General features: G+C 64.4%; 18 protein-coding genes and 4 pseudogenes. 19 read left to right on the top strand and 3 right to left on the bottom strand.

Going from position 1 to position 24,415, the window contains the following annotated elements:
* From ACVWW3_RS06810 to ACVWW3_RS06800, 3 genes are all read right to left on the bottom strand, one after another.
* Positions 1-828 (bottom strand): carbohydrate ABC transporter permease, encoded by an 828-nt coding sequence (locus tag ACVWW3_RS06810; RefSeq protein WP_354044033.1) that lies wholly within the window; start codon positions 826-828, stop codon positions 1-3.
* A 4-nt stretch (positions 829-832) separates the two neighbouring features.
* On the bottom strand, positions 833-1,672 hold the full coding sequence (locus ACVWW3_RS06805) for a carbohydrate ABC transporter permease (RefSeq protein ID WP_247444856.1): 840 nt from the start codon (positions 1,670-1,672) through the stop codon (positions 833-835).
* Between the two features lie 109 nt (positions 1,673-1,781).
* Entirely contained in the window at positions 1,782-3,083 is a 1,302-nt protein-coding gene (locus tag ACVWW3_RS06800) for an ABC transporter substrate-binding protein (protein ID WP_456650524.1), read from the bottom strand.
* Positions 3,084-3,281: 198 nt separating this feature from the next.
* Between ACVWW3_RS06800 and ACVWW3_RS06795 the strand changes: the two genes are divergently transcribed.
* The 19 genes and pseudogenes from ACVWW3_RS06795 to ACVWW3_RS06705 all read left to right on the top strand — a co-directional run bounded on the left by ACVWW3_RS06795 (position 3,282) and on the right by ACVWW3_RS06705 (position 24,407).
* A complete protein-coding gene (locus ACVWW3_RS06795; protein ID WP_247444858.1) occupies positions 3,282-4,316 on the top strand; it encodes a LacI family DNA-binding transcriptional regulator in 1,035 nt (344 codons plus the stop codon).
* Between the two features lie 15 nt (positions 4,317-4,331).
* A complete protein-coding gene (locus ACVWW3_RS06790; protein ID WP_247444859.1) occupies positions 4,332-5,066 on the top strand; it encodes an SDR family NAD(P)-dependent oxidoreductase in 735 nt (244 codons plus the stop codon).
* Between the two features lie 313 nt (positions 5,067-5,379).
* Entirely contained in the window at positions 5,380-6,630 is a 1,251-nt protein-coding gene (locus ACVWW3_RS06785; RefSeq protein ID WP_247340939.1) for an ABC transporter substrate-binding protein, read from the top strand.
* Between the two features lie 130 nt (positions 6,631-6,760).
* Complete coding sequence (locus tag ACVWW3_RS06780; protein ID WP_247444861.1) at positions 6,761-7,588, top strand: helix-turn-helix domain-containing protein; 828 nt, start codon at positions 6,761-6,763, stop codon at positions 7,586-7,588.
* Between the two features lie 200 nt (positions 7,589-7,788).
* Positions 7,789-8,800, top strand: a pseudogene (locus ACVWW3_RS06775) (branched-chain amino acid ABC transporter permease).
* 1 nt (position 8,801) lies between these two features.
* Positions 8,802-9,947: a branched-chain amino acid ABC transporter permease gene (locus ACVWW3_RS06770; RefSeq protein ID WP_456650525.1), complete on the top strand. Its 1,146-nt coding sequence runs from the start codon at positions 8,802-8,804 to the stop codon at positions 9,945-9,947.
* The gene (locus ACVWW3_RS06765) at positions 9,940-10,722 is read left to right on the top strand and encodes an ABC transporter ATP-binding protein (protein ID WP_247340943.1); all 783 of its coding nucleotides are present in this window, start codon (positions 9,940-9,942) and stop codon (positions 10,720-10,722) included. Before ACVWW3_RS06770 ends, ACVWW3_RS06765 begins: the two co-directional genes overlap by 8 nt.
* Positions 10,715-12,926 (top strand): annotated as a pseudogene (locus ACVWW3_RS06760) (Tm-1-like ATP-binding domain-containing protein). The gene ACVWW3_RS06765 and the pseudogene ACVWW3_RS06760 overlap by 8 nt, the downstream one beginning before the upstream one ends.
* A gap of 3 nt (positions 12,927-12,929) precedes the next feature.
* A complete protein-coding gene (locus tag ACVWW3_RS06755; RefSeq protein WP_247340947.1) occupies positions 12,930-13,763 on the top strand; it encodes a phosphoenolpyruvate hydrolase family protein in 834 nt (277 codons plus the stop codon).
* A 25-nt stretch (positions 13,764-13,788) separates the two neighbouring features.
* Positions 13,789-16,692 (top strand): flotillin domain-containing protein, encoded by a 2,904-nt coding sequence (locus ACVWW3_RS06750; RefSeq protein WP_456650527.1) that lies wholly within the window; start codon positions 13,789-13,791, stop codon positions 16,690-16,692.
* 9 nt (positions 16,693-16,701) lie between these two features.
* Complete coding sequence (locus tag ACVWW3_RS06745; RefSeq protein ID WP_456650528.1) at positions 16,702-17,139, top strand: SRPBCC family protein; 438 nt, start codon at positions 16,702-16,704, stop codon at positions 17,137-17,139.
* A gap of 5 nt (positions 17,140-17,144) precedes the next feature.
* Positions 17,145-17,595 (top strand): annotated as a pseudogene (locus tag ACVWW3_RS06740) (SRPBCC family protein).
* Positions 17,592-18,410: an FAD binding domain-containing protein gene (locus ACVWW3_RS06735; RefSeq protein WP_456650530.1), complete on the top strand. Its 819-nt coding sequence runs from the start codon at positions 17,592-17,594 to the stop codon at positions 18,408-18,410. The pseudogene ACVWW3_RS06740 and the gene ACVWW3_RS06735 overlap by 4 nt, the downstream one beginning before the upstream one ends.
* Positions 18,411-18,415: 5 nt before the next feature.
* The gene (locus ACVWW3_RS06730; RefSeq protein WP_354044079.1) at positions 18,416-18,892 is read left to right on the top strand and encodes a (2Fe-2S)-binding protein; all 477 of its coding nucleotides are present in this window, start codon (positions 18,416-18,418) and stop codon (positions 18,890-18,892) included.
* A gap of 11 nt (positions 18,893-18,903) precedes the next feature.
* Positions 18,904-20,493, top strand: a complete 1,590-nt coding sequence (locus tag ACVWW3_RS06725; protein ID WP_456650531.1) for a xanthine dehydrogenase family protein molybdopterin-binding subunit — start codon at positions 18,904-18,906, stop codon at positions 20,491-20,493.
* Between the two features lies 1 nt (position 20,494).
* Positions 20,495-21,517, top strand: coding sequence for a xanthine dehydrogenase family protein molybdopterin-binding subunit (locus tag ACVWW3_RS06720; protein ID WP_354044086.1), 1,023 nt, complete (start codon positions 20,495-20,497; stop codon positions 21,515-21,517).
* Between the two features lie 7 nt (positions 21,518-21,524).
* Positions 21,525-22,406: an AAA family ATPase gene (locus tag ACVWW3_RS06715; protein ID WP_456650532.1), complete on the top strand. Its 882-nt coding sequence runs from the start codon at positions 21,525-21,527 to the stop codon at positions 22,404-22,406.
* A pseudogene (locus tag ACVWW3_RS06710) lies at positions 22,403-23,526 on the top strand (vWA domain-containing protein). The gene ACVWW3_RS06715 and the pseudogene ACVWW3_RS06710 overlap by 4 nt, the downstream one beginning before the upstream one ends.
* Positions 23,523-24,407, top strand: coding sequence for an amidohydrolase family protein (locus tag ACVWW3_RS06705; RefSeq protein ID WP_456650534.1), 885 nt, complete (start codon positions 23,523-23,525; stop codon positions 24,405-24,407). The pseudogene ACVWW3_RS06710 and the gene ACVWW3_RS06705 overlap by 4 nt, the downstream one beginning before the upstream one ends.
* Positions 24,408-24,415: the final 8 nt, after the last annotated feature.

Genomic DNA, 24,415 nt, shown 5'->3' with positions numbered 1-24,415 from the left:
CTAACCTTTCACCGCACCGAGCGTCAGCCCGGACACCAGCCAGCGCTGAACCAGGGCGGCCAGCACCAGCGGCGGCAATGCGATCAACGTCGCCGCGGCCATGAGGGCGCCCCATTGCGTCGAGCCTTCGCCGATGAAGTTGAAGGCCGCCGCGATCAGCGTCTTGGTGTCACCATTCGAGAGCACCAGCGCAAACAGGAAGTAGTTCCACGAGAATACAAAGGCGAGGATCGCGGCGACGGCGACGCCGGATGCCACCAGCGGCAGCGCGATACGCCAAAGGATGCGCGTAACGCTGCATCCGTCGACCTGCGCCGCCTCGAAGATGCTGCGCGGGATACCATCGAACGACGGCAGCAGTACCCAGATCACGATCGGCAGCGTGATGACCGCGTGGCTGAGGATCAGCGCCGTGTACGATCCGATCATGCCGACCTGCCTGAACATGACGTACCACGGCAGCAGGAACAGCGTGCCGGGCGCCATGCGCGCCGCGAGCGTCAGGATCGCCGGCCACGTAATCCGCGTCCAGGACACGGCGAAAGCGGCGGGAATTCCGAACAGCAGCCCGAGCGCAGTCGAGCCGACGGTGACGATGAGGCTGTTGAGGGCATAGCTCAGGAACGGCGTGGTCTTCGTCAGCTCGACATAGTTATCCAGCGTCGGCGTAAAGACCAACGTCGGCGGATAGGCCGTCACCTCGAACGATGGCTTGAACGAGGACAGCACCATCCAGACCGTGGGCGCCATGATGATGATTCCGGCCAGCACGAGCTGCACCAGATTGAGCCGCCGGATCCAGCGATCGGTGTTGACTGCGTCCGTCATGGTGTCACCATGCCACGGCGCCGCGAAGGCGGTTGAAGGCGAGCACGGCGCCGAACACGATCGCTGTCAGCGTCAGCATCAGCGCGCTGGCATAGCCGATGTTGAAGAATTCGAAGCCGACCCGGAAGCCATAGATGTTGAGCGTGTTCGAGGCGTTGCCCGGGCCGCCCTGGGTGGTGATGTAGATGATGTCGAAGAAGCGCAGGAGATCGACGCTGCGCAGGATCGCCGCGGTGACGATCGTCGGCAGCAGCAGCGGCAGCGTGATGCGCTGGAACGTCTTGAATGGAGTTGCGCCGTCGATTTGCGCGGCTTCGTAGACGCTCGGTGGCAGGGATTGCAGGCCACCCAGCACGATCAAAGCGACATAAGGAGTCCACTGCCAGCTGTCGATCAGTGCGATGGTCGGAATGACCAGTGACGGCGATGCCAGCCAGTCGGACGGCGGCAGGCCTAACGACTGGAGGATATAGTTGGCCGCACCCAGCGAAGGATCGAGGATCACCAGCCACATCATGCCGGCCACCACCGGCGGCATCATGAACGGCGAGATGAATAGCGAGCGCACGATTCCGGGCAAGCGCTTGGCGTGGAACAGCACCAGCGCGAGCCAGACCCCGAAGACGAGTTGGAGCATCAGCGACAGCACGAACAGCGCAATGGTGATCCACAGCCCGTGCCAGAATTCGTAGTCGGAGATCAGCTTGGAGTAATTGGCGAGGCCGGCAAAGGATTGCTTGCCGGTCGAGGAGAAAGTCTGGAAGCCGAGCCAGATCGTATAGACGACCGGAAACGCGATCATCGCGACCGTGAAGATCACGGCCGGCGCCGAGAGGGCCGACATTTCCAGTCGCTGTCGGTCCCGCGTTATTGTCGCAGCCGCATCAGACATGCGTCCGTGTCCTTGATCGGTTGAGATGCCGGCCGGCACGAAGCCGACCGGCATCGGGCCGTTATTTCTGTGCGATCAGCGCGTCGAGCGCCTTGTCGGCGTCAGCACAAGCCTGGTCGATCGGCTTCTGCTTCAGGATCAGATCCTGCACGGCCTGGCCGATGAACTCGCGCGACTCGGGGTTGGCGACGATGGGATAGCCGACCTCGGAGGAGCCCTTGGTGGCGAGCACGTCGAGCGCGGCCTGCCATTCCTTGCGCACCGGTTCTTCGTCGATCCACTTGCGATATTCAGGATCCTTGGCGACGGACGGGCGCGGCGGAGCGATGCCCTGGAGCGCCATCTTCTTCTGCACTTCGGGGCTGGTCGCCCATTGCACGAAATACCAGGCTGCGTCCGGCTGCCTGCTGTGCGAGGACACTGCCATGCCCCAGCCGATCGTGGTTGGCACCTGCCCGGCCTCGCCCGCCGGGAACGGCAAGAGCCCCGTATCCTTGAGGCGCGCGCCGCCTTCCATCACCGTGCGCAACTCATTCGACGATTCAAACGCCATCGCAGCGCGGCCGCTGCGGTAGAGTGCGGAAATCTGCTGGAAGCTGTAGTTGACGACGCCGGGCGGTCCAAAGTCACGCAGCAACCGGCTATAGGTGTCGAGTGCCTCCTTGCCCTTGGCCGAGCAGAGGTTCGACTTGCCGGCGGCGATGTAGCTGCCGCCGACATTGTGCAGCACATTGCTGAAGGTGTAAGCGATCGCAGGCTTGAGGCCGCGCGAGACGAACGGCGTGACCGCGCTGTCGCAGGTCTTGATCTTCTCGGCCGCGGCCTCGACGTCCTTGATCGTTTTCGGCGTCTCGATGCCGCATTTCTTGAAGATGTCGGTGCGGTAATAGAAGATCGGACCTTCGATGTTCATGGGCATGCTGGTCAGCTTGCCGCCGAAGGTCGCAGCCTTCAGGAGGGCCTGGCTCAGCCCGGCCGGGTCGTATTCCCTGGCGACATCGTTCTTGGCCATCGCGGTGAGATCCCCGTACCAACCGGCGGCGGCGAACTGTTCGCCTTCACGCGAGGGCAGCGTCATGAACACGTCGACCTCGTCGCTGTTCGCATTCATGACCGTGATCAGACGCTGGCGCATCTGCTGTTCCTGATAGCCGTCGACCTTTAGCGTCATGCCGGTCAGCTTTTCGAAATCGGCCTTGTAGGTCAGCAGCGCCTGCGAGACCGGATTGTTGTTGGCGAGAAAGGTGACCGTCTTGCCCTTGAATTTCATCCAGTCGAAATCGGCCGCGCGAGCCTGCGCACCGGCGGCGGCAATTGCGAGAACCGGCAATGCGACATGCGTCGCGAGCATCCTGGCCTTCATCGAACTCTCCTCCCGGTTGGCCCGCCTTAAGCTGGCGGACCTTTTTGAACGCGATCTGTTTGAACATTGGCTGAAAACGGTTACATCCTAAGCATCACATCGGCCCTGTCAAGCGATGGACAAACCGCACAATCTAAGGCAGATTTACAATATCGCCGCTACCCAATGGCGGCCTGATGTCAATGTAACGTTACATTTATGAGACTGACGAACGCCAAATCTGTGAAGCAGGGCATCCGCGCCGTTGCGGCGCGCGCCGGCGTCTCGACCGCGTCGGTCTCGCGCGTTCTCAACAATCCCGACGCGGTAAGTCCCTCTTTACGCGCGCGCATCACGCAGGCCATCGAGGCACTCGGCTACATCCCGCATGCGCCGGCGCGCATCCTGTCGTCGCGGCGCTCGCGCACGCTGGGCGCGATCGTGCCGACGATCGACAATACGATGTTCGCGCGCGGTATCGCTTCGCTTCAGCAGTATCTCTCCTCGGTTGGATACATGCTGTTTCTCACCACCAGCGGCTATGATCTCGATGTCGAATTACAGCAGGCGCGCAACCTGATCAGCCGCGGTGTCGATGGCCTCGTGCTTCGCGGCGACTGCCATCATGACGGGTTGCGCAAGCTGCTCGCGGACAATGCAGTGCCCTTCATCAATGTCGGCATCTATCAGCCGGACCGGCCCTACCCGTGTGTCGGAACCGACAACGAAGCTGCCGCGCACCGCGCAGCCACGCATGTCATCGAACTCGGCCATCGCCGCATCGGAATCGTCTCGGCCCTCCAGCGCAACAACGACCGCGCCAGCGCTCGCGTCGCCGGCTTTCACCGCGCGCTCACGGAAAACGGCCTCGAACGCCCGCCGCAATGGCACGTCGAGGTGCCCTACACGCTGGACGACGCGCGCGAGGCGGCGCGCTATCTCCTCAATCTGAGTGATCGTCCAACGGCCGTGGTGTGCGGCAACGACGTTATCGCCTACGGCGTCCTGCTCGAGGCTGAACGCAGCGGTTTTTCGGTGCCGCGCGATCTATCAGTCGTCGGCTTCGACGACCTCGACTGGAGCCGCCATTTGCGACCTAGCTTGACCACGATCCATGTTCCGACCGGAGAGACCTGGCAGCGCGCAGGCGAATATCTGGTGCGCAGCCTCGCTGGCGAGCAAACCATCATGCATCGAGAGATCGATTTTTCGCTGGTAGTCCGCGAATCGACAGCTTCGCCTCCCAAATCCTGAAGTGAGATCCTTGCGATGAGCTCAAGCTTTTCTCTTGCCCCCGGCTTTCATGCCGTGGTGATCGGCGGGGCCGGCGACATCGGCGCCGCAATCAGCAACCAGTTTTGCGACCTCGGCGCAACGGTGACTGCAACAGGTGCCAACGAGACCGATCTTGCGCGCACCCTGCTGAAATCGCGTACCGGGCTCACGCTCGCATCGCTCGACGTCACGAACGACGACGCTGTCACCTCTTTCTCCCGACAGCACGAGCGCGTCGACGCGCTGATCAACTGCGCCGGGATTCTCGCGCGCGACAAGGAATTCGAAATCGAGACCTTCATGAAGGTGCTCGACGTCAATCTCACCGGCACGTTCCGAACCTGCATGGCGTTCCGTCCGCTGCTCGCCGAGAGAGGAGGGTCGATCGTCAACATCGCCTCGATGAATGCCACGCTGGCGCTGCCGCGGATTCCCGCCTACTGCGCCAGCAAAGGCGGCGTCGTGATGCTGACCAAGGCGCTCGCCTTGAAATGGGCCGAGGAAGGCATCCGCGTCAATGCCGTGGCGCCCGGCTATATCGAAACAGCGATCAACGCGGCCGGCCGCACCGATCTCGCACATTATCAGCGCATCGCCGACCGCACCGCGTTCAAGCGCTGGGGGCAACCGGAAGACATTGCAGGCGCCGTTGCCTTCCTCTGCATGCCGGCCTCGCAATACGCGACCGGAACGGTTGTCGCCGTAGACGGCGGTTTCTTGGCGGGATGATTGACCCGACGCTCCCGGCCATAAGGGCTTCGCATTAGCCAGAACTGACGCGTCCGAGCCTGCAACAAGCACGCTGCTCGTTCATCTCTTTGCCGAAGACATGCGCGAGAGTGCACCGCAGAACGATTTGCGCCGCAACATTCAAAATGAGACTGGCCGTTAAGCCGCGCACGGCTCCGACACGTGCGCTGCATCCGAGTTCGGTTAGCTTCCATTTCAAGAACCGCCAACCTCGCCAAAACGCCGCACCTCGCGGCGGACGCGCGAAGGTGCGGTAAAAAATTGCGACAAGAACGCCCAGGGAGGGGAGCAATTGTTGAGAAGCAGTCTAGGACTGATCGCGTTGAGCAGCCTGTTACTTTCGGGCACCGCCTTCGCACAGGAGAAGATCAAGGTCGGCGTCACCGCGACGCTCGAAGGCACCTACACCGTGCTCGGCGAGGACGGTATCCGCGGCTTCCAGACGGCCCTCAACGTGCTCGGCAAGAAGGTCGGCGACAAGGAACTCGAATTTGTCATCGCCTCGACCGACGCGACGCCCGACTCCGCAGTCCGGGCCGTACGAAAACTGATCGAGCAGGACAAGGTGCAGATTCTGCTGTCGCCGCTATCCGGAGACGAAGGCATCGCGGTCAAGAATTTTGCAAAGACCCATCCCGAGCTGACCTTCATCAACGCCGCCTCCGGTGCCCAGGAAACGACCTATGTCGATCCGGCTCCGAATTTCTTCCGCTACAACATGGACGGCGCGCAGTGGCAGGTCGGCCTCGGAAAATACGCCTTTGAGGAAAAGAAGTATCGCAAGATCGCCACCGTCGGCGAAGACTACTCCTTCATCTACACCCAGGTATTCGGCCTCGTACTCGAATTCTGCGGTGCCGGCGGACAGGTCACCAACCGGCAATGGGTGCCGCTCGGCACCAAGGACTTTGCCTCGGTTATCGCCGCGCTGCCCGACGACGTCGACGCGATCTATCTCGGCCTCGGCGGCGCCGACGCCGTCAACTTCCTCAATCAGTACCAGCAGGCCGGGGGCAAGGCGCATCTGATGGGCGGCTCGATCATGATCGACCAGACCATCCTGTCGTCCAAGGGCAACGCCAAGAACGCGCTGGTCGGCACGCTGGCCGCGAGCGGCCAGGCCGACACCTGGGAAAACCCCGGTTGGCAGAAGTTCGTGAAGGACTATCAGGACGCCTTCCCGCCCAACAAGCGCTTCCCGAGCCCCTCGCTGCTCGCCACCAACTATTACGGCTCGACCATGGCGCTGATCCTGGCGCTGCGTCAGGTCAACGGTGATCTCTCCAACAACCAGGCCAAGTACAAGGAAGCACTCGCCAAGATCGAGCTCGACGCCCCCAACGGCAAGATCAAGCTGGACTCCAACCGCCAGGCGATCGGCACCAACTTCGTCACCGAGGTCGTCGACGACGGAAAGGGCGCGCTGTTTTCAAAGGTCGTGAAGGTGATTCCGAACGTCAACCAGACGCTCGGCTACGATCCCGCGGTGTTCGCCAAGATCGGTTTGCCAAGCCGTACAGTACCGGAATGTAAGAAGTACTGACGTAGTCTTGTTCGCGAGCGATGGCGGACTTGGGAGAGATTTGCAAGGCGCGGACTTCGTGCGCCCTTGCATTCTCTCCCCGGTTGTTGAACGCTACCAAAAAACGACAAGAGCTTTTGGGAGGGAAGGCATGAGCCGGGCGCTCGCCGTCTTCCACGGCCGCTTTGGCCGGGCGACGGTCTATCAGTTGAACCGCCCTTTCAACATCCACGCACATCGCGAAGGTCATCTGATCTTCCATGTCGGGGGACGTCCCGCTTGCATCGATGTCAGCGAGGGACATTACGAACTCACCGAAGGTTCTGTCGTCGCGGTCAATCCATGGGAGCCGCATAATTTCCTGCCATCCGATCTGGAAGGCGGCGCCGTTTTCTTCGTGCTCTATGTCAATGCGGAGTGGTTCGCGCCCGATGCGCCCGGCGCCGACCGTCTGCGCTTCGGCCGTACCCAGTTCACGCGGTCGGTTGCGCTGGACAAGCAGATCAGGCACGCAGCCGCCCTCGTGTGCGGCGCACCCTCGCTCAACAGCCTCGATGGCGAGCTGAGAGGTCTGATCGATATCTGTTACGACGAAAGCTGGCAGCAGGCCGCGACCGCGCGTGATCCGCGCGCAAACGGCTCCGTCACAGATTTTCGCGTGCGCAAGTGCATCAAGATGATGTCGGAGAGTCCCGGCGCCGAGATCGAGCTCGACACTATCGCGCGCGAATCCGGCCTGTCGCGGCCGCATTTCTACCGGCTATTCCGCACCCAGACCGGCGTCACCCCACACCTCTATCTCAACACGCTGATGATGGAGCAGGCGCTGGAGGCGCTGGTGGCGAGCGAAGCGCCGATCGCCGATATCGGCTTCGACCTCGGCTTCTCGTCGCAGAGCGGATTCACCCGCTTCTTCGCCGCCAATGTCGGCATGGCGCCGACCGATTATCGCCGCGCGGCCAAGGTTTTGCGCACCTGACGGCACGCGAAAAGATACTCACGATCAAGTGCCTCCCTTATGGCCGCATTAGGATGCGCCAAACGCGGTCCCGAAAAGAGGATCGCACTCGATAGGGAGCGCACGTTCATGGCAGGGCTTGCGGCCGGCAACGGTCTGCGTGCCCCTTCGCCCCGCTTGCGGGGTGAGAGTTGGGGTGACGTGAAGACGGAGCGGCGATCATGACCCGCTTTGTCGAACGCCATCCCGCCTGGGCACTGATTGTCATCATCGCGATCGCGGTGGCGCTTTGGCTGATTTTCGCGGTGTGGCCGCAGGGCCTTGAAGAAGCGATCGGCCGCAAGCGCGTCTTCCTCAACGCCGTCTTCAACGGCATCACGCTCGGCGGGCTCTACTTCCTGGTCGCCAGCGGTTTTACGCTGATTTTCGGCCTGATGCGCAACGTCAACCTCGCGCATGGCTCGCTCTATTTGTTCGGCGGCTATGTCGGCTACGCCATCAGCGCTTCGACCGGCTCATGGATCCTCAGCTTCATCGTCGCCTTCATCCTGACGGCACTGGTCGGCGTCCTGCTTCAGGTGCTCGTCTTCCGCCGCATGGAGGGCCAGGACCTGCGCCAGACCATGGTGACGATCGGCCTTTCGATCGTGTTCGCCGATTTGATGCTGTGGGCCTGCGGCGGCGATTTCTATCAGATTCAGACCCCGAACTGGCTGATCGGACCTGTGGAGCTGCCGCTGGTCACCGCGATCAAATCATCAGGCGAGCCGGTCTATCTGCGCTATCCCTTGGTCCGACTCGTGATCTTCGCCGCCCTCCGTCGTGATCGGCGTGGCGATGTGGCTGGCGCTCAACCGCACGCGCATCGGCATGATCATCCGGGCCGGCGTTGACGATCGCGACATCCTGGCTGCGACCGGAGTGCGGATCCAGCTCGTCTTCGTGGTGGTGTTCGCACTCGGCGCCGGGCTCGCCGGCATCGCCGGCGTCGTCGGCGGGACTTTCCAGTCGCTCTCGCCCGGCGAGGATATCCGCTTCCTGCTCGCCTCCCTCGTTGTCGTGATCGTCGGTGGCATGGGCTCGATCCCGGGAGCCGCGCTGGGCGCGCTCATCATCGGCCTCGCCGAGCAGCTCGGCTCGGTCTACATCCCGACCTACGCTATCGTCGTGACCTTCCTGATCATGGTGCTGGTGCTGGCAATTCGGCCGCAGGGCCTGTTGGCGAGGCGCTGACATGTCCCTCGCTCACGACGCCCACGTCACGGTTCGTCCCACGGCTGCGGTTCAGGGCTCCAAATTGCGTGGATGGCCGGAGATCGACAATCCAGCGGCCTGGACCGTCGCGGCCATTCTCCTGATCATGCCGCTGATCGCCAACGGCTTCTTCCTGATCGAGATCTTCGCCACCGCGCTGATTCTCGGAATCATGGCGCTGAGTCTGATGTTTCTTGCCGGCTATGGCGGCATGGTCAGCCTGATGCAGCTCACCATCGCGGGTTTCTCCGCCTATATGGTCGCGGTGTTCGGCGTCAGCGGCAACGCCAATATCAGCCTGGGCTGGCCGTGGTGGCTCGCGGTTCCGATGGCACTCGCGCTGGCGACCATGTTCGGCACGCTGGGCGGCGCGCTGGCCGTGCGCACTGAAGGTATCTACACCATCATGATCACGCTCGCGATCGGCGCGGCGTTCTATTATTTCACCAACCAGAACTGGGCGATCTTCAACGGTCATACCGGCATCAACACCGTTGCCACGCCGCATTTCTGGGGCGTCAACTGGCGCGCCGACATTCCCTACTACTATATCGTCCTCGCGGTTGCCGCACTCTGCTACTTCGCCGTCGACTACATCTCTCGCGCCCCGTTCGGCCTGGCGCTGCAAGGCGTGCGCGACAATCCCCGCCGCATGGCGGCACTCGGCTTCCACGTCAATGCGCACCGCGTCGCGGCTTACGCCTTCGCGTCCTTTGTCGCGGCGCTGGCCGGGGTGCTCCAAGTCTGGAATTACGGACAGATCTCGCCGGGATCCGTGAGCGTTGCAGCCTGCATCGATATCCTCATCATCGCAGTGGTCGGCGGCATCACGCGGCCCATCGGTCCCTTTATCGGCGCGCTGATCTTCGTGCTGCTGCGCACCTTCGCCCTCGACTTCCTGGTCAAGCTGGGGCTCGACGGCAACCGCTTCCGGCTCCTGATCGGCCTTGGCTTCCTCGCCATCGTGTTCTGGTCCTCGGACGGCGTCATCGGGCTCTGGCAGAGCTGGCGGCAGCGCCAACGTTCCGGCGCGGTCAGTTCAAGCGGCCGACGTGGCCGAGTATCTGGCCAAGGATCTGGCCAAGGATCTGGCCAAGGATCTGGCCAAGGATCCAGCCATGGATAGCGTCGCGCAACGCCTCTCTGCCGTCGGTGCCGGCGCAGCGCTGGAGCTTCGCGGCGTGACGCGCATGTTCGGCGCGCTCGCGGCGCTCACCGACGTCACCATTACCGTCCGCCCCGGCGAACGGCGCGCCGTGCTCGGCTCCAATGGCGCCGGCAAGACCACGCTGTTCAACTGCATCACCGGCGACTTCCCGCCTTCTTCCGGCACCATCCGCTTCTTCGGCGAGGACGTCACGCAGTTCCCGCCCTATGAGCGAATCCGCCGCGGCCTGCGCCGGACTTACCAGATCTCCGCGCTGTTCCCCGGCCTCACCGTCCAGGACAATGTCTATCTCGCTTGCCGCGGCGTCTCACGGGGGCGTTTCTCGTTTCTCCGCCCCGGCCAGAACGACGCGCTGATGCACGCGGCCGAAAATCTCGTGCAGGCCGTCCATCTCATGGGCGTGAAGGATCAGCACGTTGCCGAACTCGCACATGGCCAGCAGCGCCAGCTCGAGATCGCACTGGCGCTTGCCGGCGCGCCTCGCTTCGTCCTGTTCGATGAACCGGCCGCAGGACTGTCGCCGACCGAGCGTGCCGAGCTGATCGAGATATTGACCTCGCTGCCGGCGCATATCGGCTACATCATCATCGAGCACGACATGGACGTGGCCCTGCGCGTCGTCGAGAGCGTCACGATGATGCACAACGGGCGTATCTTCAAGGAAGGCCGTCCGCAGGAGATCGAGTCCGATCCCGAGGTGCAGGAGCTTTACCTCGGAGGCGGCCATGAGTGAGGCCCGCCGATCCGCAGCCGCGCTCGAAGTCCGCGGCCTGGACATCTACTACGGCCATTCGCATGCGCTGCAGGGCGTGGACCTGACGCTCGAGGCCGGCGTGTTCTCGGTCGTCGGCCGCAACGGCATGGGCAAGACCACTCTGTGCAAGGCCATCATGGGGCTGGCGCCGGTCAGCGGCGGCTCGATCCGAGTCCGCGGCGATGATATCACCCGGCGGCCGCCCGCCCACATAGCCCGACTCGGCGTCGGCTACGTCCCGCAAGGACGGCGCCTGTGGCGTTCGCTCAGCGTCGACGAGCATCTGCAGCTTGCTGCAGGCTTGCGCCGCGGCGCCTGGACAGTCGAGCGCATCTACGAGACGTTTCCGCGATTGGCCGAGCGCAAGAATCACGGCGGCGGCCAACTCTCCGGCGGCGAGCAACAGATGCTCGCGATCTCGCGCGCATTGCTCACCAACCCGCGGCTCCTGATCATGGACGAGCCCACCGAGGGGCTTGCGCCTGTTATCGTCGCCCAGGTCGAGGAGATGCTGCTACAGCTTGGCGAGGACGGCGACATGTCCGTCCTCGTGATCGAGCAGAATATTGGCGTGGCGACCGCCGTGTCGCGCAACGTCGCCATCATGGTCAACGGTCGCGTCAACCGCATCATCGATTCGGCGCGGCTGGCCGCCGACCGCGAACTGCAGCAGCGCCTGCTCGGCGTCGGATTGCACGCCGAGCTCGAGCTCGACCTCGACGTGCCCGCGGGTACGGAGGCGAAGCCCGCCCCGCGGCAAGCGCGCCCAGGCGGCGCGATCCGCATCTACATGTCGAACCCGACGCCGCCGACGCGCTGGTCGCAGCCGGTGCCGATCGCTCACATCGAGGCGGCCGCCCGTACGTTCTCGACACAGGCGATACGTCTCGACGAGACGGCACGGCGCAGGCGCGAACCGGTCGCGGCGCAAACGCAGGGCCACCCGGTCGTGCTCGTCGTCGGTACGCTCGACACCAAGGGCACGGAGCTCCGCTTCGTCCGCGACATCATCACCGGGGCCGGCCTGCGCACGCGATTGGTCGATGTCTCCACCAGCGGCAGGCACGCGGCCAGCGACGTCTCCGCTCAGGAGATCGCCTTGAATCATGGTCGGGGCGGATCGGCGGTGTTCGGATCCGGACCGCGGCGCCGCCGTCACCGCGATGGCCGAGGCCTTCGCCAGCTGGCTGCGGCGCCAGAGCAATGTTGCCGGCGTGATTTCGGCGGGCGGCTCGGGCGCGGCCTCACTGGTCGCACCGGGTATGCGGACTCTTCCTGTCGGGGTGCCGAAGCTGATCATCTCGTCCGTCGCCTCCGGCGACGTCGGGCCCTATGTCGGCGCCGCGGACATCACCATGATGCATTCGGTCGCCGACGTGCAGGGCCTCAACTCGATTTCACGCGCCGTGCTCGCCAATGGCGCCAACGCGCTGGCCGGCATGGTCAAGGCGCGCCTCGAACAGCATGCACGCAAGGATCGCGGCGACAGCGGATTGCCGTCGGTCGGCATCACCATGTTCGGTGTCACGACGCCGGCGGTACAGAAGATCGCGGCCGGCCTCGGCGGGGATTTCGAGTGCATCGTCTTCCACGCCACCGGCGTTGGCGGCCGCTCAATGGAGAAGCTCGTCGATTCCGGACAGCTCGCGGGCGTCATCGACCTCACGACCACGGAGGTCGGCGATCTCCTGATGGGCGGCGTGTTCCCGGCAACCGACGACCGCTTTGGCGCCATCATCCGCAGCCGGGTGCCTTTCATCGGCTCGGTTGGCGCACTGGACATGGTGAATTTCGGTGCCCCCGAGACCATCCCGGAGCGCTACCGCGGCAGGAAATTCCACGTCCACAACCCGCAGGTCACCCTGATGCGGACCACGGCGGAGGAGAACGAGCGCATGGGGCAATGGGTCGCCGATCGGCTCAACCGGATGGACGGCCCGGTGCGCTTCTTCCTGCCCGAGGGCGGCGTCTCCGCGCTCGACGCGAGAGGACAGCCATTCTGGGATCCGGACGCCGATGCGGCGCTGTTCCGCGCGCTGGAGCGGAACGTGCGGCAGACCGCCAACCGTCAGCTCATCCGCGTCTCCAAAAACATCAACGATCCCGAGTTCGCCTCCACCATTGTCGGCGCGTTCCGAACATTGTTCGGCCGCACCGGGGCGCGCCGGAGACTAGCGAGGTGACCGATGGCCCGGTTTGAACGCGCAGCACTGTTGAAACGATTCCGCGACATGGCCAGGCGCGGCGAGCCCATCGTCGGCGGCGGCGCAGGCACCGGCCTGTCGGCCAAATGCGAGGAGGCCGGCGGTGTCGACCTCATCGTCATCTACAATTCCGGTCGCTACCGCATGGCCGGCCGCGGCTCGCTCGCGGGATTGATGGCTTACGGCGACGCCAACGCAATCGTGCTGGAAATGGCCGGCGAAGTGCTGCCCGTCGTAACCAGGACGCCAGTGCTCGCAGGCGTCAACGGAACCGATCCGTTCCGCGACATGGATCTTTTCCTGGATCAGTTGAAGGCGCTCGGCTTCGCCGGCGTGCAGAACTTTCCGACCGTCGGCCTCATCGACGGTGTGTTCCGTGCCAACCTCGAAGAGACCGGCATGTCCTATGCGCTGGAGATCGACATGATCGCAAAGGCGCGTGAGAAGGATCTGCTGACGACACCCTACGTCTTCAGCGAGAAGGAAGCCGCCGCGATGGCGATCGCGGGCGCAGATATCATCGTCTGTCATCTAGGCCTGACGACCGGGGGCACCATCGGCGCGCAGACCGCGCTCAAGCTGAAGGATTGCCCAGCGCACATCGACACCTGGGCCTCCGCCGCGCTCAGCGTCAATCCAGACATTCTGGTGCTCGCTCATGGCGGACCGATTGCCGATCCGGACGATGCCGATTTCATCATGAGGAACACGCGCCACTGCCACGGCTTCTACGGCGCCTCCTCGATGGAGCGGCTGCCGGTCGAGCGGGCGCTGACGGATCAGGTGCGCAAATTCAAGGCGATCGGCGCGCGATAACGCCGGAAGGACGAGGGAGAGAAACATGTCAGGGACTTTAGTCGGTGAATTGATCCTCTGGCTGATCGTCGCGGTCGTGGTGATCGTGGTCGGCGTCTACATCGTGAACTGGCTCTATCACCGCTCGTCCAAGGAGACCTCATTCGTCCGGACCGGCCTGCTCGGTGAGCGCGTCGTGATCAACGGCGGCGCGTTCGTGCTGCCTTTCATTCACGACTACACGCCGGTCAACATGAACGTGCAGCCGATGGGCATCGTGCGCTCCCGGCAGGACGCTGTGATCACCCGTGACCGCATGCGCGTCGACATCGAGGCCGATTTCTATGTCCGCGTCCAGGCGACCCGCGAAGCCGTGTCCATCGCGGCCGCCACGCTCGGCCGCCGCACCATGGAACCCGAACAGCTCCACGCCCTCCTTGCCGGAAAATTCATCTCAGCTATTCGTTCCGTTGCCTCGGAGATGACCCTCGAACAGATGCACGAGCAGCGCGGTGAGTACGTCGCCCGCCTCAAGGCGAACGCGGCAGAGGCCCTCGCCCAGAACGGACTCGAGCTGGAATCGGTCGCGATCACCGATCTCGACCAGACCGATCTCGAATTCTTCAACCCCTCGAACCGCTTCGACGCCGAAGGTCTGACACGCCTGATGGAGGACATCGAGGCGAAGCGCAAGCTGCGCAACGACATCGAGCAGGATTCGATGATCAAGATCCGCTCCCGAAATTTGGAGGCAGAGCGGCAGGCCCTTGAGATCGAGCGCGAAAGCGAAACGGCGCGCCTCGAGCAGGAGCGCGACATCGAGATGCGCCGCGCCCTGCAACGCACCGAGGTCGCGCGTGAGCGGGCCCTGCGCGAGACCGAAGCCGAGCAGGCGCAGATTTCCGCCCGCGAGACTATCGAGAAGGCGCGCATCGCCAACGACCAGGCGATCGCCGAAGCCCGCATCGCCTCGGAGCGTGAGACCCGTCAGCGGGAGATCGAGCGCACACGCACCATCGAAGAGAAGGAGTTGCTCGCACGGGAGGAGATCGAGAAGACCCGGATCGCCAACCAGCGCTCGATCGATACCAGCCGCATCGCCTCCGAGCGCGAGGTGCGCCAGCGCGAAATCGAGCGGATGCGGACCATCGAGGAAGCCGAGATAGCCGCCCGCGAGGCGATCGAGAAAGCGCGTATCCAGCAAGACCGCGTGGTGACCGACGCCCGCATCGCCAACGAGGAGGAGACCCGGCGCCGCGAGATCGAGCGGACCCGCGCGGTGGACGAAGCCGAGATCGCCGCCCGCGAGGCGACCGAAAAGGCCCGCATCGCCCAGACCATGATCGTCAATGTCGAGCGTATCGCATCTGATGAGCGCACCCGCGCGTTGGAGATCCAGCAGGTGCGTATTATCCAGGAAGCCGAGATTGAGGCGCAGCGCGCCGTCGAGAGCGCGCGCATCACCCGTGAGCACAGGCTCGCCGCCGAGCGCATCGCGGCCGAGCAGAATACCCGTCAGTTGGAGATCGAACGCAACCAGACGCTGGAAGTCGCAGGGGTTGCAGCGCGCGAAGCGACGGAAGCTGCCCGCATCACCCAGGAAGAACGTGTTCGTTCCCTGGAGATCGCCCGCAACCGCGTCGTCGAGGAAGCCGACATTGCCTCCCGCGAAGCCATCGAGGCCGCCCGGATTGCGCAGGAGAAGTCCGTTGCAGCCGAGCGTATTCAGGCCGAGCGTGACACGCGCACGCTCGAGATCGAGCGCACCGCCGTGCTCGAGGCCGCCGAGTTGAAGCGTCGCGACGCCATCGAGCGACAGCGCATCGGCGTCGATCTCGCGCTCGAAGCCGAGCGGATCACTTCCTCCAGGAAACGCGAGGTGCTCAATATCGAGCATAAGAAGGCGATCGAGATCGCGGATGAGGACCGCGTCATTGCGCTCTCGACCAAGAAGTCCGAGCGCATCGACGCCGACCGCCAAGTTAAGCAGGCCGAGATCGTCGCACGCAAGGAGCTCGAGACCACGGACGTCTCGCGCGAGCAAGCGCTGGAGGCGGCGCGGATCGAACGCCGCCGTTCGATCGAACAGCTCGAGGTCGCCCGCGTCCAGTCGCTCCAGGAGTCCGAGATTGCCGCGCGCGAAGAGGTCGAGCGCGCCCGCATCGCATCCGATCGCGGCCTGGACGAGGCCCGCATCGGCCGCGAGCGCGAGCTGCGCAAACTCGAAATCAATCGCGAGAAGGAGGTCGAGACCGTTTTGATGGAGAAGGCGATTGCGATCCACCTGAAGTCGTTGGAGGAATCCGCGGCCAAAACCTCGGCCGAGGAGGCGCGTGTGCATGCGACCGAAGCCACCGAGCGCGTCATCACCGCGCGCGAGAGCGAGATCGCGAAGCGCCGGAAGACCGTGGAGATCCTGATCGCCGAGAAGCAGGCTGAGGAAACGCGAATTGCCGCGGAAGCCGAGCGCATCCGCGCCGCGGTCGAGGCCGAGGCGCAGCGTATGCTCAACGAGGCCGAAAATGTACTGACCGACCAGGCACGCTACTCGCTGTTCCGCAGAAAGCTGCTCGACCGCATCGAGGGCATCGTCCGCGAGAGTGTCAAGCCCATGGAGAAGATCGAGGGCATCCGCATCCTTCAGGTCGATGGCCTCAACGGCAACGGCCATGGCGGCAATGGCGGCCGCAGCGCCACCGACGAGGTGATCGACTCGGCGCTGCGTTACCGCGTCCAGGCGCCGCTGATCGACTCGCTTCTGGCGGACATCGGCGTCGAAGGCGGCAGCCTCGCCAAGATGCCAGGCTTGATCCGGGAAGCGCGCGACATGCAGGGCATCAAGGAGTCCGCGCGCAAAGGCGGCGGTGGCGGCGAGAAGCCGGCTGCTGCGCCCTCGCCTTCGGCCGACGGCGAGCCGCCCGCCGAGCGCAGCCCCCGGAAGAAGGGCTGAGGTCGCACCATGGCCCGCGTCTACGTCTCAACCGTCGTCAACGCGCGCAACGACCGCGTCTGGGCGCGGGTGCGCGACTTCAACGGTCTGCCGAACTGGCATCCCGCGATTGCGGAAAGTCGCATCGAGGGCGGCGAGCCCTCCGACAAGATCGGCTGCGTCAGGGATTTTCGCCTGCGCAACGGCGATCGTATCCGGGAAAAGCTGCTCGGCCTGTCCGATTACGACATGTTCTGCACCTACTCGATCCTCGAATCCCCGATGGGGGTCGAGAACTACGTCGCGACGCTACGGCTGACGCCGGTCACGGATGGCGACCAGACTTTCATGGAATGGACCGCCGAGTTCGACTGCGCACCCGAGCGGGAGGCGGAACTCGTCGGAAATATCGGCGGCGGCGTGTTCCAGGGCGGCTTCGACGCCCTCAAGCGCCAGTTCGGAGGGTGAGCGCCGTGCCGCATGTCGTCAAGAGCACGGTCCTGGATGCGCCGACCGCCTCCGTGTGGGCCGTGCTGCGCGATTTCAACGGGCACGATCGCTGGCATCCGGCGGTCGCGGCCTCCACGATCGAGCGTGCGCAGGCCTCGGACAAGATCGGCTGTGTCAGGCGCTTCAAGCTGCAGGACGGCTCGGAGCTGCGCGAGCAGTTGCTGACGCTGTCGGATCTGGAGCAGACCTTCAGCTATTGCCCTGCTCGATACGCCGGTCCCGATGTTCAACTACGTGGCCCATGTCCGCCTGCTGCCCGTGACGGACGGCGACCGCACCTTCTGGCACTGGGAATCCCGCTTCTCGACGCGGCCGGAAGACAAGGACCGCATCACCCACATGGTCGCGGAAGACATCTACCAGGCGGGATTCGAAGCGATCCGCCGGCACCTCAAGGAGGCTGTGTCAACATGACTGTGACGGTGAAGACCTTCACGAGTTCAAGCGAGGCCGCCGCCGCGCTGTCGTCCGATCGCAACGCGCGCTATCTCGGCGGCGGCACGCTCGTGATGCGCGCACTGAACGAAGGCGACATCTCGCTCTCGACCGTCGTGCGCGCCAATGACCAAGCCTTGACGCGCATCGAGCCATCCGGCCCGCGGATCACCCTGGGTGCTGGCGTAACTTTCGCCCGGATTCTGGGCGAGCGCGACCTCGCTTTCCTACACGCCCCTGCCCGCTCGATTGGTGGCCCGGCGGTCCGCAACATGGGTACGGTGGGTGGCAATCTGTTCGCGCCCAATCCCTATGGTGATTTCACCGTCGCCCTGCTTGCACTCGATGCCACGGTGACCCTGCAAGGCGGCTTCGGATCGCGCGACATTCCGATTGAGGAGTTTTTGCAATCGCGCGAGAGGCAGGCGGGCACGCTCGTCTTGTCGGTATCCTGCACGCGGCCGACAAGCGCAGAAGCTTTTCACTACCGCAAGATCGCACGGATCAAGCCCAAAGGCGGCTCGATCATCACGCTCGCCGCACATCTGCCGATCAGTGGCGGACGGATCGCCGGGGCGCGCATTGCATTGGGATCGATGGCGCCGACGCAAATACGTGCGCGGACGGCCGAACGCGCGCTGGAAGGCCGCTCGCTCGACGCCGCGACTGTCGAGGCCGCAGCCGCTGCAGCCGCGGAAGGGACATCGCCGTCTGACAACGCGCTCAGTAGCGCCTGGTACCGCCGCGAGATCGTCGGCGTGCATCTGCGTCGTCTTCTCTTGGGTCAGGAATAGATCGTATGGCCAAGACTGCCCTGCAATTTCGTCACAACAGCAGCGATGTCGCCATTTTCGTTGATGGCGGAACCAACCTGCTCGTGGCGCTTCGCGAATTGATCGGCGACATGACGCCGAAGTTCGGCTGCGGACAAGGGGGCTGCGGCACGTGCAGTGTCCTGATCGACGGCGAGCTCCATCTCTCCTGTCTGACGCTGGCCGAGACCGTCGCCGGCCGCTCCGTCGAGACGCTGGATAGCCTGAAGCAGGGACCCAACCTCCATCCGCTGCAACGCGCCTTCGCCGAGAATTTTGCCGCCCAGTGCGGCTATTGCACGCCGGGCATGCTGATGGCGGCCAAGGCGTTGCTCGACCGCAATCCCTCTCCGAGTCGCGCCGAAGTCGTCGAGGCGATCTCCGGCAACATCTGCCGCTGCACCGGCTACGAGCCGATCATCAACGCCATCCTCGCCGCCTCCGGCGGCCGGGCAAGCGCCTAAGGGACCAGACCATGCTGGAATTGCGCAAGGATATTTTCGCCGACGAGCGCGACGACAATCTCAAGGAGATCGGCAAGGGCACCCAGCGCCAGGACATGCTCGGCCATGTCACGGGCACGTCGAGCTATTTCAACGACCACAAGCTCCAGGGCATGCTGCACCTGAAAGTCGTCCGCTCGACCCATTCGCATGCAAGAATCCGGAGAATCGACACCGCGGACGCCGAGCGCTCAGCCGGCGTGCGCCGGATCATCCGTGGCTCCGACGTGCCCCGCAATCTCAACACGCTCTTGAGCCTGATCAATTTCGGCAAGGACGACGAACCGTCGCTGGCCATCGACAAGGTCCGCTACAAGGGTGAACCGATCCTGGCCATCGTCGCCGACAGCGAGCGCGAGGCCTTCGAGGCGATCGCGAAGGTGCGGATCGACTATGAGCCCCTGCCGGCCGTGTTCGACGTCGAAGATGCGCTGAAGGCCGGCGCGCCGATCGTCAACGATACTTATCCGAAGAATGCCTTCATTTACCACGACGTTTATGACCACCAGAAACTCCGCTTCGGCGACGCCGATGCCGCCCTCGCGACCGCCGATCACGTGCTCGAACAGCGCTACCAGATGTCGCCTATCGAGCACGCGCCGACCGAAACCAACGGATCGATCGCGGCGCCCGACACCAACGGCCGCTATGTCGTCTATACGTCGACGCAGGCGCTGTTCTTCTCGGTTGACACCTGCGCCAAGATCCTCGACGTCCCCTCCAACACTTTTCATTTCATTGGCGGCACCGTCGGCGGCGGCTTTGGCGGCAAGGTGGACACGCTCACCGAACCTTTATGCATCCTGGGCGCGATGCTGACGGGACGTCCCGTGCGCTACGTGTTCGGACGCGAAGAAGAGATGCAATATGGCCCGCCGCGCGGCGCCGAGCGCATCTACATCAAGGACGGCGTGATGCGCGACGGCCGTGTCGTCGCTCGCAAGATCCGGGCATATTTCGACAGCGGCGCATATACGCGGCTCTCGAGCTATGCCGCGGTGAAATGCGCAGCCCACCTGCCCGGGCCCTACACCATCCCGAACGTCTATGGCGACGTCTACTGCGTCTTCACCAACCGCACGCCGGCGACCGCAATGCGCGGCTTCGGCGTCACTGCAATGGATTTTGCGATCGAGTGCCAGATGGACAAGCTGGCGCATCTCGTCAGCATGGACCCGATGGAGTTCCGCATCCTCAACGCCTATCGCGACGGCGACATGAAGGCCCATCGGCGCGAGGCCAAGAACACGGCGCTGATCGAGTGCGTCCAGGTCGCGGCCGAGAAAGCCAAATGGCCGATCCGCGACGAGTTCAAGCGCGCCTCCTCCCGCAAGGACGGTGGCGGCAGCCGCGCCGCCATCCCGCGGACGCCTGCCGACACCAACGCGGGGACAACCGCGCCGGCGCAGCAGCGCACGAGCTATGATCGCCTGCCAACGGCCGCGTCGCGCGAACCACCGCGCGAGCCGCCACCACCCGCACCGCCGCCGTCACCGCGACCGGCGTCGCCCTCGCATGGGGCGGGCCGCTTCTCATCCGTGTTCGGCACCAGGAGACGTTGAGATGACCCGACATCGCGGACGCGGCATCGCATCGATCAATTATCCCATCGGCATGAACCTCGGCGGCGATCCCAGCCAGGCCCTGGTCCATTCCAATCCAAGCGGCAAGTTCACCGTGGCGCTGTCGTCGATCGACCTCGGCCAGGGCATGAAGTCGGTGACGCGGCAGATCTGCGCAGAGACGCTCGGCGTGCCCGTCGAGGACGTCTATGTCGACACCGCCGATTCCGACACGGGCCCGCATTGCATGGGCTCGTTCGCCTCGCGCGGCACCCATCGCGTCGGCAATGCCGTGATGGCGGCGGCGCGCGAGGCGCGCGGCGTGATGATGGAGGCCGCCGCCGAGGAGCTCGAGGTCAATGCCGCCGATCTCGAAACCGACGGGCGTGGCAACATCCACGTCAAGGGCGCACCGCACCGCTCGATCTCCACCAAGGACGTCGCCATCGCCGCGCAGTTCAAACAGGGCAAGACCATCGCGGGCCGTGGCATCTTCCTGGTGCCTCTATCCAACGTCGATCCCGAGACTGGCGAGATGTCGCCGGCGACCTGCTACGCCCATGCCTGTCTTGTCGCCGAGGTCGAGGTTGACGACGAGACCGGCGAGGTCACGATGATACGCATGGATTCTGCCTACGAGCTCGGCCGTGCGCTCAATCCGCGCCTGGTCGAGCAACAGCTTGTCGGCGGCGCCTGGATGGGCGTCAGTCACGCGCTCTACGAGACGCCCGAACCCTATTATCCCGACCCAATCCACGGCCCTCGCGACTTCGTCGAATATGTCATGCCTGGCCCCGGCGACATCTGCCCGCACGACATCGCCGTGTTGGAACGCCCCGCTCCCGATGGCCCCTTCGGCGCCAAGGGCCCCGGCGAAATGTGCGCGAATCCGGTATTGCCGGCCGTCGCGAACGCCATCTTCAACGCCGTCGGCGTCCGCATCGACGACCTGCCGATTACGCCGGAGAAAGTGCTGCGCGCGATCAAGGCCGAGGGCGGCGCACGCCCTCAGGCGCGGCGCTGAGGTTTTGATGGCCGTCCGCAGCAACATCGTCGGCATCGATAGCCCCGAGGCACTGGAGAAGGCGCTTCGGGCGGCCTATTACCTCGCCGACGAGGGGCTGGCGACCGCAGCCTATCTCGGTCTGGCACTCGGCAAGCCATTACTGCTCGAAGGTGCGCCGGGCGTCGGCAAGACCGAGGCCGCCAAAGCCATTGCCGCTGTCCTCGGCCGCCGGCTGATCCGCCTGCAATGCTACGAAGGCATCGACGCGTCCGCCGCGCTGTACGAATGGAACTATCCGCGCCAGATGCTCGCCATCCGCCAGGCCGGCGATGAGAGCATCGATATCTACGGAGAAGCGTTTCTGATCGAACGGCCGATGCTGGCGACGCTGCGCGCGCCCGACTCGACTGTGCTGCTGATCGACGAAATCGATCGCGCCGACCAGGAGTTCGAAGCCTTCCTGCTCGAGTTTCTGTCCGACTTCCAGATCTCGATCCCGGAGCGCGGTACGGTACGCGCCTCGGAGCGCCCGGTCGTCGTCCTGACCTCAAACCGCACGCGGGATCTTCATGAGGCCTTGCGGAGACGCTGCGTCTATCACTGGATCGACTATCCTTCCGCCGAGCGCGAAGCACGCATCGTGATGATGCGGGCCTCCAGCGTCGCCGAGGGGACCGCGCGGGCCGTCGTCGCAGCCGTTGAGAAGCTGCGGCGCGAGCCGCTCAGCAAGGCGCCGGGGATCGCCGAGGCCGTCGACTGGGCTGAAGCCGCCACGCTGCTGCACAAGAGCGGCGCGCGCTGGCCCGATGCCTTCAGGCGCTCGATCGGCGTTGCGCTGAAAGACGAGGAGGATCTGCACTTCATTTCGCCGCGCCTCGATGCCCTGCTGGCGGAGGCCTCTGCATGAGCACCGAACCCGAACTGCCGCGCGCTGCGCGTGTCTTCATCTCCTTCGTAGGGCTGTTGCGAACGAACAGGTTTGCCGTCGCACCGGAACAGACGACCTCGTTCCTGGCCGCGATCCAGCTGCTCGGCCCACGCAGCCTCGAAGACATTCGGCAGGCAGCCCTCGCAACACTGGCGCCTCCGCCGGAGCGTCGTGCCACGTTCGACCGGCTTTTCGATCTGCACTTTCGCGGAAACGAGGCAATCGAGCGCGTCGACGACGGGGAGGACGACGAGACTGTTCGGCTGCAAGAGGAGGCCCGTGGAGACGATGAGCCGTTGTTGTCGGACGAGGCCAACGAGTCCGGTCTCGCAGCAGCGCGCGCGGAAGCCCTGGTCGAGCGCCGCTTTGCGCAGCTCTCGACCACTGATGCGCTGCGCCGGCTGTCCCGTGAGGCGCCCAGGCGCCTGCCGAAGCGGCGCGGCCATCGCCGCATGCGAGCCCGCCGGGGGCCCTACGCCGATTTGCGCCGCACCCTGCGTGACTCTGTACGCAGCGACGGCGAAATCCTTCGGCTGGGGCGTTTGAAGCGTCGGCAGCGCCCACGCAAGGTGCTGCTCCTGATCGACGTCTCCGGCTCGATGAAGACCCGCACCGAAGAGAATATGAAGCTCGCGCACACGCTGGTGCAGGCGGCGCCCAATGTCGAGGTCTTCACCTTCGGCACGCGGCTGACCCGTATCACCCGCCCGTTACGTCTCAGGCGCCGCGAGCAGGCGCTCAACGCCGCAGCCTATCTGGTCAGCGACTGGGACGGCGGCACCCGAATCGGCGACGCGCTTCAGGCCTTTCTCGCTATACCCCGCTTCGGCGGATATGCGCGCGGCGCCGCCGTGATCATCATTTCCGACGGTCTGGAGCGGGGCGAACTCGATGCGCTGCGCGATGCGGTAGCGAAACTGTCGCGCCGTGCGTGGCGCGTGAGCTGGCTGACGCCCCGCTCGCGGCCGGTCCCGGCTTTCGTCCGCAGACCGAAGCGCTGGTCGCAATCGAACGGTTCGTCGACGACCTCGTCGACGGCGGATCGAGCGCGTCGATCGTCGCGCATGTGCTGGCGCTGGGACAAAGGAGAGTTGCGTGACCGACATCGTCGATGGGCACCATCATATCTGGCGCCAGGCCGACCTGCCCTGGCTGGTCGGCTCGATGCAGCCGCGCATCTTCGGTCCATACGAGCCGATCCGACGCGATTACCCGATCGAGGAATATCTCGGCGACCTCAAAGGCAGCGGCGTCACCCGCTCGGTCTATGTCCAGACCAACTGGTCCAATGACCGCTTCGAGGACGAGGCCGCTTGGGTGCAGCAGACCGCCGAGGAGCACGGCTGGCCGCATGCTATCGTGGCTTATGCCGATTTCTCAGTGGACGACGTGCGTCCGCAACTCGACCGCCTGAAGCGCTATTCCCTCGTACGCGGCGTCCGCATGCAACTTCATTGGCACGAGAACCCGCTTTATCGCTTTGCGGCCCGCCCCGATCTCTGCACCGATCCCGTGGTACGGCGCAACATCGCCCGCCTTGCGGATTATGCCTTGAGTTTTGACCTCCAGGTGTTCACGCCGCAGATGCCGGACGCCGCACACCTTGCGGAAGCTTGTCCCAAAGTGACCTTTATTCTCCAGCACGCCGGCATGCTGGAGGACCTTTCACCCTCAGGTCGCGCGGCGTGGCGCGCCGGGATGGCCCGCCTCGCCGCCTGCCCGAACGTCGTGTCGAAACTGTCGGGGCTCGGAACCTTCATCCACCGCAACGACCCCGCACATATCGCATCCGTCCTGACCGACACGATTGCGATCTTCGGCGCCGAACGCTGCCTGTTCGGCTCTAATTTTCCAATCGAGAAATTGTGGACCAGTTATCGCGAGCTGATCGACGCGTTCCGTGCCGCCGCAGCGCCGCTGCGAGATGATCAGCGCGAAGCCATTTTCAAGACCACCGCCGTGCGCGTCTATCGGCTCTGAGCGCTGAG

This window comes from Bradyrhizobium sp. LM2.9 (assembly GCF_054056555.1).
The sequence above is the reverse complement of the archived record's forward strand: the minus strand, read 5'-3'. Positions and strand labels throughout refer to the sequence as shown.

Coding starts and splice junctions, on each gene's coding strand:
- ACVWW3_RS06805 (WP_247444856.1), bottom strand. CDS start 1,672: ATGTCGGCCCTCTCGGCGCCGGCCGTGATCTTCACGGTCGCGATGATC.
- ACVWW3_RS06745 (WP_456650528.1), top strand. CDS start 16,702: ATGGCCCGCGTCTACGTCTCAACCGTCGTCAACGCGCGCAACGACCGC.
- ACVWW3_RS06780 (WP_247444861.1), top strand. CDS start 6,761: ATGAGCCGGGCGCTCGCCGTCTTCCACGGCCGCTTTGGCCGGGCGACG.
- ACVWW3_RS06735 (WP_456650530.1), top strand. CDS start 17,592: ATGACTGTGACGGTGAAGACCTTCACGAGTTCAAGCGAGGCCGCCGCC.
- ACVWW3_RS06800 (WP_456650524.1), bottom strand. CDS start 3,083: ATGAAGGCCAGGATGCTCGCGACGCATGTCGCATTGCCGGTTCTCGCA.
- ACVWW3_RS06730 (WP_354044079.1), top strand. CDS start 18,416: ATGGCCAAGACTGCCCTGCAATTTCGTCACAACAGCAGCGATGTCGCC.
- ACVWW3_RS06725 (WP_456650531.1), top strand. CDS start 18,904: ATGCTGGAATTGCGCAAGGATATTTTCGCCGACGAGCGCGACGACAAT.
- ACVWW3_RS06765 (WP_247340943.1), top strand. CDS start 9,940: ATGGATAGCGTCGCGCAACGCCTCTCTGCCGTCGGTGCCGGCGCAGCG.
- ACVWW3_RS06755 (WP_247340947.1), top strand. CDS start 12,930: ATGGCCCGGTTTGAACGCGCAGCACTGTTGAAACGATTCCGCGACATG.
- ACVWW3_RS06715 (WP_456650532.1), top strand. CDS start 21,525: ATGGCCGTCCGCAGCAACATCGTCGGCATCGATAGCCCCGAGGCACTG.
- ACVWW3_RS06720 (WP_354044086.1), top strand. CDS start 20,495: ATGACCCGACATCGCGGACGCGGCATCGCATCGATCAATTATCCCATC.
- ACVWW3_RS06790 (WP_247444859.1), top strand. CDS start 4,332: ATGAGCTCAAGCTTTTCTCTTGCCCCCGGCTTTCATGCCGTGGTGATC.
- ACVWW3_RS06795 (WP_247444858.1), top strand. CDS start 3,282: ATGAGACTGACGAACGCCAAATCTGTGAAGCAGGGCATCCGCGCCGTT.
- ACVWW3_RS06810 (WP_354044033.1), bottom strand. CDS start 828: ATGACGGACGCAGTCAACACCGATCGCTGGATCCGGCGGCTCAATCTG.
- ACVWW3_RS06770 (WP_456650525.1), top strand. CDS start 8,802: ATGTCCCTCGCTCACGACGCCCACGTCACGGTTCGTCCCACGGCTGCG.
- ACVWW3_RS06750 (WP_456650527.1), top strand. CDS start 13,789: ATGTCAGGGACTTTAGTCGGTGAATTGATCCTCTGGCTGATCGTCGCG.